The sequence below is a fragment of the Haloparvum sedimenti genome (assembly GCF_001462205.1).
GTDB classification, from domain to species: Archaea; Halobacteriota; Halobacteria; order Halobacteriales; family Haloferacaceae; genus Haloparvum; species Haloparvum sedimenti.
Map to the genome: position 1 here is coordinate 17,998 of NZ_LKIR01000122.1, position 10,376 is coordinate 28,373.

11 protein-coding genes are annotated in these 10,376 nt (G+C 67.5%); 5 read left to right on the plus strand and 6 right to left on the minus strand.

Features of this window, described 5'->3' with window-relative positions:
- Positions 1-79: 79 nt before the first annotated feature.
- The 3 genes from mre11 to AN233_RS08840 all read right to left on the minus strand — a co-directional run bounded on the left by mre11 (position 80) and on the right by AN233_RS08840 (position 2,225).
- Positions 80-1,450 carry a DNA double-strand break repair protein Mre11 gene (gene mre11, locus AN233_RS08830; RefSeq protein ID WP_058366426.1) on the minus strand — a complete coding sequence of 457 codons (1,371 nt, stop codon included), beginning with the start codon at positions 1,448-1,450 and terminating at the stop codon, positions 80-82.
- Positions 1,447-1,815 (minus strand): hypothetical protein, encoded by a 369-nt coding sequence (locus AN233_RS08835; protein ID WP_058366427.1) that lies wholly within the window; start codon positions 1,813-1,815, stop codon positions 1,447-1,449. The genes mre11 and AN233_RS08835 overlap by 4 nt, the downstream gene beginning before the upstream one ends.
- Positions 1,816-1,937: 122 nt before the next feature.
- Positions 1,938-2,225: a MarR family transcriptional regulator gene (locus tag AN233_RS08840; RefSeq protein ID WP_058366428.1), complete on the minus strand. Its 288-nt coding sequence runs from the start codon at positions 2,223-2,225 to the stop codon at positions 1,938-1,940.
- 203 nt (positions 2,226-2,428) lie between these two features.
- Between AN233_RS08840 and pan1 the strand changes: the two genes are divergently transcribed.
- On the plus strand, positions 2,429-3,646 hold the full coding sequence (gene pan1 / locus AN233_RS08845; protein WP_058366429.1) for a proteasome-activating nucleotidase Pan1: 1,218 nt from the start codon (positions 2,429-2,431) through the stop codon (positions 3,644-3,646).
- Positions 3,647-3,777: 131 nt separating this feature from the next.
- Here the strand turns inward: pan1 and AN233_RS08850 are convergent, their stop codons facing one another.
- Positions 3,778-4,275 carry a TIGR04206 family protein gene (locus AN233_RS08850; RefSeq protein WP_058366430.1) on the minus strand — a complete coding sequence of 166 codons (498 nt, stop codon included), beginning with the start codon at positions 4,273-4,275 and terminating at the stop codon, positions 3,778-3,780.
- 1 nt (position 4,276) lies between these two features.
- A complete protein-coding gene (locus tag AN233_RS08855; RefSeq protein ID WP_058366431.1) occupies positions 4,277-5,386 on the minus strand; it encodes an OBG GTPase family GTP-binding protein in 1,110 nt (369 codons plus the stop codon).
- 170 nt (positions 5,387-5,556) lie between these two features.
- On the opposite strand from AN233_RS08855, the gene AN233_RS08860 reads away from it, so the two are divergent.
- Positions 5,557-5,757, plus strand: coding sequence for a VNG_1110C family protein (locus AN233_RS08860; protein WP_058366432.1), 201 nt, complete (start codon positions 5,557-5,559; stop codon positions 5,755-5,757).
- 117 nt (positions 5,758-5,874) lie between these two features.
- Here AN233_RS08860 and AN233_RS08865 read toward each other — a convergent pair whose 3' ends face one another.
- Positions 5,875-6,330, minus strand: coding sequence for a hypothetical protein (locus AN233_RS08865; protein WP_058366433.1), 456 nt, complete (start codon positions 6,328-6,330; stop codon positions 5,875-5,877).
- Positions 6,331-6,500: 170 nt separating this feature from the next.
- On the opposite strand from AN233_RS08865, the gene coxB reads away from it, so the two are divergent.
- The 3 genes from coxB (at position 6,501) to AN233_RS08880 (ending at position 10,321) form a co-directional block, all read left to right on the plus strand.
- The gene (gene coxB, locus AN233_RS08870) at positions 6,501-7,253 is read left to right on the plus strand and encodes a cytochrome c oxidase subunit II (RefSeq protein ID WP_058366434.1); all 753 of its coding nucleotides are present in this window, start codon (positions 6,501-6,503) and stop codon (positions 7,251-7,253) included.
- Positions 7,253-9,712: a cbb3-type cytochrome c oxidase subunit I gene (locus tag AN233_RS08875; protein ID WP_058366435.1), complete on the plus strand. Its 2,460-nt coding sequence runs from the start codon at positions 7,253-7,255 to the stop codon at positions 9,710-9,712. The genes coxB and AN233_RS08875 overlap by 1 nt, the downstream gene beginning before the upstream one ends.
- A gap of 117 nt (positions 9,713-9,829) precedes the next feature.
- Entirely contained in the window at positions 9,830-10,321 is a 492-nt protein-coding gene (locus AN233_RS08880; RefSeq protein ID WP_058366436.1) for a hypothetical protein, read from the plus strand.
- Positions 10,322-10,376: the final 55 nt, after the last annotated feature.

The window sequence follows — 10,376 nt, forward strand, 5'->3', positions numbered from 1 at the left end:
ATCACGGTGACGCCGTCGCCCAGGTCGAGGTCCGCGTCGCCGTAGGGCTTGAAGTTCCGCAGGACGATTCGATCGAACCTCATAGGTAATCCTCCATGGAGACTTGCCCGTCGTCAGCGGAGGCGTCCGAGGCCCCCTCATCCGTCCCTTCGGCGTCCGTCTCCTTTTCTGTCCCTTCGGCGTCCGTCTCCTTTTCTGTCCCTTCGGCGTCCGTCTCCTTTTCTGTCCCTTCGGCGTCCGCGACCCCTCCGCCCGGTTCGCCGGCGTCGCTCTCCACCTCGTTCCCGTCACCGGTCCGTTCCTCGACCACGCCGCTTCCGGTTTCGAAGGCGCCGAGGTCCCCGTCCTCGAGGCGGTCCTCCAGCCGCGTTTTGACCTCCTCGCGGACGTTGCTGTCCGCGACCTTGCTCGCGCGGACCGTCTCGTCCACGTCGAGCGCGGCCGTCGACAGGCCCATCTCGCCGATGCGCTCGCGGACGGCGTCCTCGGGGTCCGCGAAGCTCACGTCCACCTCCGTCTCCGTCTCCACCTCGCGGCGGTCGGTCACGCGGGCGATCAGCGCGCCCTCGTCGGTGGCGAACTCCTCGACCGCCGCGGGGGTGACCGGCTCCCCGTCGCCGGTGACCTCCACGATGGCGACCGCGTCCGCGAGGTCGTGCTGGCGTACCTGCTCGCGCACGCGCTCGATCCCCTCGCCCTCGCGGAGGTCGACGGAGACGAACGCGAACGGGCGCGTCTCCAGCGCGCGCCGCCTGATGTCGACCGCGTCGCCGCCGTCCTCGGCGTCCCCCCCGAAGCGGACGAGGTTGTAGCCACGGCCCGCTTCCTCGCTCGCGCTCGCGCGCTCGGTCGATCCGGGGTAGGTGACCCACGCGTTGCGCACCTGCGCGGTGTCCGCCTTGTGGTTGTCGCCGAGCAGCAGCGCGTCGAAGTCGACGGTGCTTGTCGTGAGGAGTTCCTCGGTGTCCCAGTCCGCGTGCGCGAACGGCTCGAAGAGGCCGTGCGCGACCAGCGCGGCGGCGTCGGCGTCGTGTGGCTCGAACTCGTACTCGAGATCGTCGCGACGCGAGACGGGGACGTGGTCGAGCCCGTAGAAGGCGGTGTCGCCCACGACCGTCGGCGCGTCGTCGAGCCGCGTGGCGAGCCCCAGGCTCTCGAAGAGGTCGAGCCACTGCCCGCCGCGCGTCGACTCGTGGTTGCCGACGATGGCGAGGAAGGGGATGCCGGCGTCGTCCAGGTCCCGGAGGACCGACAGCGTGCCGAGGAGGTCCTGCAGCTCCGGCCGCCGGTCGTGGAACAGGTCGCCGGCGTGGACCACCGCGTCCACGTCGTCCGCGACCGCGTCCGCGACCACCTGCTCGAAGGCGTCGAGGAAGTCCTGCCGTCTGACCGGCGAGTGGTACTGCTGGTACCCAATGTGGGTGTCGCCGGTGTGGATCACCCGCGTCATTCGGCGTGAGGTTGTCCGGTTCCGCATTTAGGGGTTCCGCCGCCGCGGCGGAAGTGGTCCGGGGCGTCCCTGACGGCGTCGGGGGGCCGGGGACGGTCACCCGCCGCGGCCGCCCGAAGCCTGCGATACGCGCGGAGCGCCTCGCGGCCGCGGTCCGCGAGTGCCGCCTCCTCCGCGTCCGCGGCCGCCGTCGTCGCCGCCTCCAGCCGGTCGAGACCGACCGCGTCGAGGAATCCGGCCGCGCGGGACAGGTCCGCGCGCGCATCCGTCGCCTCCTCGATCACCGCGGCGTAAGGGCTGCGCGCCGTGTCGGTTCGCGTCGCCAGCGCGGCCAGCGCGCGCTTGACGGCTTGCGTGGTTGCCACGGGCAGGGTGGCGCGGTATCGGTGAAAAGGGTCGGGGGGAAGGAGGGAAGGAAGATGAGGGGGAGAAGCGATGAAGAACGGGCTCGGAACGGCGTCTCCGGTGACGCGGGGGGTTCCGGCCGTCAGAGCGACAGGGTGTAGAGCCGCTTGCGCGCGTCCGCGAAGGAGAACCGAGAGTCGACGACCTCCTCGTCCTCCAGCCGGGAGAGCGCGTAGCGGACCGTCCGCGGCGGCAGCAGGGTCTCCTCCGCGAGCTCGCTCTGCGTCAGCGTGTCGTTGTAGTCGAGGACCTTCGCCACGAGCTTCGCGCTCGGAGGCAGGTCCCGGACCGGCTCCCACCGATCGCCGTCGACCGCGTCCTCGTCTACCGCGTCGTCTTCGTCCGCGTGGATGGCCTCTGGTGCACTCATGTGTCTCCACGTGTGTGATGCTAATAGATAATATTTGCTATCCAGTTTAATTACTAATGGACATTAAAAGGACTCAGGAAGCGTCGGCGCGAAAATCGGGGATCACAGCAGTTCCACGCGAAGGGCCGCGGAGACGGCCCACAGCGGCGTCCGGACCGCCCCGACCCGAAGTCTCTTATTAGTGACCGGCCTAACGGGGGTAGATGAGTGACACTGTGGACGACGTCGATATGCCGTACGAGGACGAATCGGCGTCGCAACAGGAGAAGATCGAGACGCTGCAGGAGCGGCTCGAGGTTCTGGAGTCGCAGAACGAGGAGATGCGGGACAAGCTCCTCGACGCGAACGCCGAGAACAACAAGTACCAGCAGAAGCTCGAGCGGCTGACTCACGAGAACAAGAAGCTGAAGCAGTCCCCGCTGTTCGTCGCCACCGTCCAGGAGCTCAACGGCGAGGGCGTCGTGATCAAACAGCACGGCAACAACCAGGAGGCGCTCACCGAGGTCACCGACGAGATGCGCGAGGACCTCGCGCCCGACGACCGCGTGGCCGTCAACAACTCGCTGTCCGTGGTCAAGAAGCTCGAGAAGGAGACGGACGTGCGCGCCCGCGTCATGCAGGTCGAGCACTCGCCGGACGTCACCTACGCCGACATCGGCGGCATCGACGAGCAGATGAACGAGGTGCGCGAGACCGTCGAGATGCCGCTCGAACAGCCCGAGATGTTCGGCGAGGTCGGCATCACGCCGCCCTCGGGCGTTCTCCTGTACGGTCCGCCGGGGACCGGCAAGACGATGCTCGCGAAGGCCGTCGCCAACGAGACCAACGCGACGTTCATCAAGATGGCCGGCTCCGAGCTGGTCCACAAGTTCATCGGCGAGGGGGCGAAGCTCGTCCGCGACCTCTTCGAGGTCGCCCGCGAGAACGAGCCCGCCGTGATCTTCATCGACGAGATCGACGCCATCGCCTCGAAGCGGACGGACTCGAAGACCTCCGGCGACGCGGAGGTCCAGCGGACGATGATGCAGCTGCTCTCGGAGATGGACGGCTTCGACGAGCGCGGCGAGATCCGCATCATCGCGGCGACTAACCGCTTCGACATGCTCGACGAGGCGATCCTCCGGCCCGGCCGGTTCGACCGCCTCATCGAGGTCCCCAAGCCCGACGCCGAGGGCCGCGAGATCATCTTCGAGATCCACACCCGCGACATGAACGTCGCCGACGACGTGGACTTCGGCACGCTCGCGGAGATGGCCGAGGACGCCTCCGGCGCGGACGTGAAGGCCGTCTGTACCGAGGCCGGGATGTTCGCCATCCGCGACGACCGCACCGAGGTCCGGATGGGCGACTTCCGCGAGGCCTACGAGAAGCTCTCGCAGGTCGAGGAAAGCGACGTGGGCGACTCGATCGCGTTCGCCTGATCGGCCGACTCCGGCTCCCTCCGGTTGGTTTTTTGTTCCCACGCTCCGCCGCCGAGCGGCGCATTCCGAGGCGTCTCTGGGGGCGGAGCACCCCGCCGCGCCGCGAACGGGTCGGTGTGCAACCGTCCGAGTCAGCGCGCGACAGCCCGGCGAAGCGCGGGGCCGTAGAAGGCGGCCGCGACGCCGAGGGTTACCGCGGCGCCGAGCGGCGGCGCGGCGAGGGCGCTCCCGCCCCGCGCGCCGACGCCGACCGCGACCCACGCGCTCCCGACGGCGGCGAGCACGAGCAGACCGCCGGTGACACGCCGATCCTCGCGACCGAAGAGCGCGCCGGCGGCCGCGCTCCCCGCGGCCAACAGGTGACACGCGAGCGCGACCGGCCAGACGGTGATCGACCGGGGTAGCGCCGCGACCGGCGGCCCGTCGAGGAAGTAGCTGGCGACGGTGTAGACGTGAAGGGTCCGGTCGGGGTCGAGCGGCGCGGTATTCAGGAAGCCCCACGGCATGAGGAGCGTGTAGTCGCCGGCGCCCGCGCGGAGGGCGGTCACCGGGACGAAAAGTACGGCGAACGTCGCCGCGGCCGCGAGGCGGCCGGAGGGCGGGGTCGGGTCGGAGGTGGCGTCGCCCATCCTACTTCCGGGCGACGATCCGGAGCACGTCCTCGTCGGCCAGCACGTGCCCCTTGCCGACCTGCTGGTCGTCGTGTTTCGCGCTCGGCCCGGAGACGCGGGCGAACTTGAACCGCTCGTCGAACTCGCCGCCGATCTTCTCGCAGGCGTCGCCGACGGTGGCGCCCTCGAAGAGGACGAGCGGCTCCTCGTAGTCGACGCCCCGGCCGGGCTTGTCCATGTAGATCCGGATCAGCCCGAGCTCCTCCCAGAGCCGCTCCTTCAGTCCGTCGAGGCCGCGCTCCTTCTCGGCGGAGATGAAGACCACGTCGTCGGGGTCGAGGTCGCGCCCGCGGAGTTCCTCCTTCACCGTCGGCAGGTACTCCTTGTCGATCAGGTCCGCCTTGTTGACCGCGACCATCGAGGGGAGGTAGACGCGGTTGTCCATCACGGCGTCGACGAGTTCGTCGATGGTGAGGTCGTGGGGGATCGTCACCTTGGCGTTGACGTAGCCGTACTCGCGGAGCACCTGCTTGACGGTGTCCTCCTCGAGGCTCACCTCGTCGCTCATCGTCACGCCGATGCCGTCCTTGTGCGTCTTTCGGATGTTGATGTTCGGCGGCTCCGCGTCGATCCGGATGTTGGTGGCGTACAGCTCCTCGCTCAGTCGGTCGTACTGTTCGATCTCGAACACGGAGAGCATGAACACGACCAGATCCGCGGTCCGGACGACCGAGAGGACCTCCTTCCCGCCGCCGCGGCCGCCCGCGGCGCCCTCGATCAGGCCCGGCACGTCGAGGATCTGGATGTTCGCGCCGCGGTACATCAGCATGCCCGGGTTGACGTCGAGCGTCGTGAACTCGTAGGAGCCGACCTCGCTGTCGGCGTTGGTCAGCGCGTTGATCAGGGTGGACTTGCCGACGCTCGGGAAGCCGACGAGCGCGACGGTCGCGTCACCGTGTTTCTCGACGGCGTAGCCGTGACCGCCGCCGGCGGAGGACTGGTTCTCCAGCTTCTCCTTCTTCTCCGCGAGCTTCGCCTTCAGCCGCCCGATGTGCGCCTCGGTGGACTTGTTGTAGGGCGTGTTGGCGATCTCCTCGCGGAGGTCCTCGATTTCGTCCTCCAGTCCCATCGCCGCATACTCGGCCGGTCGGCTCGTTAAACCTGTCCCTCCGCGGTCGACGTGCGAATCGGACGCGGTCGGACCCACGACCGGGAGCCGCGCATCGAGGACCGCGGCGCTCGCCCACGCGCTCGTTTCGACACGCCTATATGTCGGCCTTGCAACCGGTTTGACCACGAATGCCGGACCCCGCGCGGCTCCGCGACAGCACGCAGATCGTGGTGCCCCGCCACGCGGTCGAGGGGATCCGCGAGCGACTGGAGGCCGAGTACACCGTCACCGTCGTCGAGACGGAGACGCACTGTCGGATCATCGGCAGCCCGGTCGAGATCAAGGCCGTCAACGACTACCTGGCCCGGCAGGGCGTCGCGCTGGCGTAGCGGGTCGCGGACCGTCCGTCGGCCGTCCGCCCTCTCTCCTACGAACGCGTGTCCCCAGTTCCGGAGCCGCGGCTGGCGCGTGACGCTGCGAGAAGGAACGGACCGCGACGCGCCGACTCAGCCGAGACTGCCGATGACGAGCTGCGCCGCGATGACGAACAGGAGCGCGAAGCCGAAGGAGATGGCCCCGACGGCCACCCCCTGTGCGTTGCCGAGTCCCCGGCCGCGTGCGCCGGCGTACCCGCCGAGGAAGACGAACGCGAAGAGCGAGATGCCGAGCACGGCGTAGACGACGGTCAACGCGGTCGCGGCCGCCCCCTCGGAGAGACCGAAGCCGCCGAACGCGGCGACCGCCCCCAGGCCGAACGTGAGCGCGCCGGCGACGAAGACGACCGCCCAGACCGCGGGCGACTTGGCGAGTTCGTCGAACCGACGCGCGAGCTGGTCGTACCGGTCGCCCTCCGACGCGGCCGCCTCGTGTTTCCGTCGAGTGCCGATCCGCGCGGCGGCGACGAACGTGGCGACGACGAGCAACCCCATCAGTACCGTACTCACGAGCGTAAGCGAGACCATATCTGTATCCGTTCCTCGTTGGTAGAGCGTCCGTGCGTGCGTACAAATAGCCTTCGTATGTCGCCGACGATGAACCCCTCGGATATGGCCGACGAGCACGCGGGCGAACGCGCTACAAAAGAGCTAAGTGTGCCATCGCTAAGTCCACACGTAAGGCCCGACAGAAGAACATGATAGAGTCACTCATATTACAAGTGGCCGACGAGTGGCGAGCGCAGTCAGCGGTGTTCGACGAGATCTTCTTCGTCTTTCTCGCGCTCGGTACCCTCGTCGGGACGATCGTCGTCTCGTATACGCTCTACAACGCGTACAAGTACCGCGACGACGGGAGCGACCCCGACGAGAAGTTCGATCCCCCGGTCCTCGGGGAGCTGCCGACGGGACAGGGCGGCCCGAAGGCGAAGAAGCTCTTCCTCTCGTTCGGTCTCAGCGCGATCGTCGTCATTAGCCTCGTGGTTTACGCCTACGGCCTGCTGCTCTACGTCGAGGAGGGACCCGCCACCGACGTGGAGGAGGACATCGAGATCACGGTCGAGGGCTACCAGTTCGGCTGGGAGTTCCAGTACCCCGACGAGGGCGTCACCACGCAGAACACGCTGCGCGTCCCCCAGGATAAGGTGGTCCAGTTACGTGTGACCTCGCGGGACGTGTGGCACAACTTCGGAGTCTCCGAATTACGCATCAAAAGCGACGCGATTCCGGGCGAGTACTCCGAGACGTGGTTCAGCGGACAGGCCCACCTCGAGGAGCCGCTCGAGCCCGGCGAGACGGAGACTTACACGGCGGAGTGTTTCGAGCTCTGCGGCTCGGGCCACTCCTACATGAAGGCCGACGTGATCATTATGCACGAAGAGGATTACCAGGATTGGTACGACGAACAGCTCGCCGACGCCGAAGGCGAGGACACGGAGGGTGACGGCTGATGTCCGAGCTCCCGCCGACGACCTCGCTCCGCCGTTGGCTCGTCACGACGAACCACAAGGACGTCGGGATCATGTACACCATCACGGCGCTGTTCTTCCTCATCTTCGGCGGCGTGATGGCGCTGCTGATCCGACTCCAGCTGTGGGAACCGGGCGCGCAGATCCTGTCCGGGCTCGCGTACAACGAGGCCGTGACGGCCCACGGGCTGGTGATGGTGTTCTGGTTCCTCTCCCCGCTCGGGTTCGGGCTCGCGAACTATTTCGTCCCGCTACAGATCGGCGCGGACGACCTGGCGTTCCCGCGGCTGAACGCCGTCTCCTACTGGCTGTACGTGCTGTCGGGCGTCATGTTCGCCATCTCGTTCTTCCAGGGCGGAACGCTCTCCGCCGGGTGGACGATGTACGCCCCGCTCAACGTGCCGATGTACACGCCGAGCATCGGGTCCACGGGCGCGATCCTCGCGCTCGCGATGTTCGTGGCGAGCACGACCGCGTCCACGGTGAACTTCCTGACGTCGATCCACCACTCCCGCGCCGAGGGGATGGGCCTGATGGACATGCCGATGTTCACCTGGTCCATGCTCGCGACCGTGTGGATGATGCTGTTCGCGTTCGCGGCCCTGCTCTCGGTCGCGGTCATCCTCCTGTCCGACCGCGTCTTCGGGAGCCTCTACTTCTCGGCGACTGAGGGCGGATCGCTACTGTGGGGACACCTCTTCTGGTTCTTCGGCCATCCGGAGGTGTACATCGTCTTCTTCCCCGCACTGGGCGTGATGTTGGAGCTGTTCCAGACCTTCTCCGGCCGGCGGCTCGTCGGGCGGAAGTGGGCCATCATCGCCATCTGTCTGATCTCCGTCCAGTCGTTCCTCGTGTGGATGCACCACATGTTCCTGACGACGATCAACCTGGAGATCAAGACCCTGATGATGGCGACGACCATCGGGATATCCCTGCCGTTCGACCTGCTGGTGTTCGCGCTGATCTACACGCTGATCAAGGGACGGATCCAGTTCACGACGCCGTTCCTGTTCGCGCTCGGCGCGCTGCTGCTGTTCATCCTCGGGGGCATCACGGGCGTCTTCCTCGGCGCCATCGTCCTCGACTACGAGTTCCGCGGCACCTACTGGGTGGTCGCGCACTTCCACTACGTGATGTTCGGCGGCGCGACCGCGCTGTTCGGGGGCATCTACTACTGGTTCCCGAAGGTGACCGGGAAGATGTACGACGAGTTCCTGGGCAAGGTCCACTTCGTCGTGTTCTTCATCGGGTTCAACGCGGTGTACTTCTCGATGTTCCTCGGCTGGGAGACCCCCCGCCGCGTCTTCGAGTACGACCCCGCGTTCCAGACGTTCCACCAGATCGGGACGATCGGCGCGTTCGTCCTCGGCGGGTCGTTCTTCATCATGTTCTACAACCTGGCCAAGTCCTACCTCTACGGCGAGGAAGCCGGGGCCAACCCGTGGGACTACACGCGGACGGCCGAGTGGGCGATCCCCTCGCCGCCGCCGCTCGAGAACTGGGACGGCCGCCCCTCGTACGCCTCCGGGAAGCTCGAGTTCGTGCAGGACGCGGTGGCTGACGGCGGTCACGCCGACGGTCACGGCGAGAGCCACCTCGACGAGTACCCGTACTGGGACAAGCACCCGAGCCACGCGAGCATCTGGCCGTTCGCGTTCTCGGTCGCGACCCTGATCTTCATGATCGGGCTCTCGGGCGTGCGCGACTCGGTCTCGCTGTCGCTCGGTGAGACGCTCGCGACGACCGCGCTCTCCATGTCGAACCCCGTCTACCCGGTGTTCGCCGCCGTCGGCCCGATCCTGATGGTGTGGACCGCGGTCCGCTGGGGCACGGAGGACTTCTACGCGCCGCCGACGGCGATCGCCGAGCGGTGGCCGTTCCACGGCATCGAAAAGGTGAAGCTGGGGATGTGGTTCTTCCTGGCCTCGGACGTCATCGTCTTCGGCGCGTTCATCTCCGCGGCCGTGTTCATCCGCGTGAACGCCGGCTGGATGAACTGGGGTCCGATCACGGAGCCGCTGCCCGGCCTCATCAACACGTTCGTGCTGTTGACCTCCTCGTTCACGGTCATCCTCGCGCTCGTGTTCGCCCGCCGGGAGAACGCAAAGGGGCTGCTGGCGAGTCTCGGTGCGACGATCCTGCTGTCGTTCACGTTCCTCGGGATCAAGGCGTGGGAGTGGCACCACGAGGTGTACGACAAGGGCGTCACGCTCACTCAGAACCCGCACGGCGACCCGATTCAGGCGTCGATCTACTACGTGACGACCGGACTGCACGGCTTCCACGTGGTGATCGGCGTGCTCATCGCCGGGTACCTCTTCGTGCGCGCCGCGCGCGGCTACTACCGGGAGGACCAGCGCCCGCTGGAGTACTTCGGACTCTACTGGCACTTCGTCGACATCGTCTGGATCTTCCTGTTCCCGCTGTTCTACCTCTTCTGAGGTAACGACAGCGGGCGGTCTCTTTTGACGCGTCCCGCCCGCGTTCACACGCGCCGCCGTTCTCACGCGACGGGAGCGAACCGCACGACATACCTTTCCGCCCGCGATACCCGGAGTATGGACGAGACTATGGTCGCGCGGCTCCGCGTCGCGGCCGTCGCGCTCGCGGGCGTCGTGGCGGTCACGCATCTGCTGCACCCGAGCTACGGCGGCCCCGCACTTCTGGTGTACGCGAGCGCCGGCTACCTCGGTGACCCGCGTCCGGTCGCGTTCCTCGCCGGGGGGTTCCTCATGGTGTTTGCGGCCTCGATGATCGTCGCGGACGTCTATCGGCGCGGCGCGTACGTGCTCGCGGCCGCGGTTGCGGGGACGTTCCTCGTCGGGTTCGGGGTGTGGCACACCCTGCTGGACCACGGCGCGTTCTGGCCGGGGCTGGAGCCGCGGGGGCATCCGGACACCGGCGTCGTCGTCGTCCTCCTCGATCACCTGGTGGGCGACTGGCTGACCCTCACCTCGAAGGGTGCCGAGGCCGCACTGCTGGTCGTCTGCGTCGTCCTCTTCCGCGCGGAGGCGCCGCGAGGCGACGGACCTAACTCCGGGAGCCCCTGAGTCCGCCCATGGTCGTGGACGCACTGACGAACGGGCGGCTCCTGGTCGGCGTGGG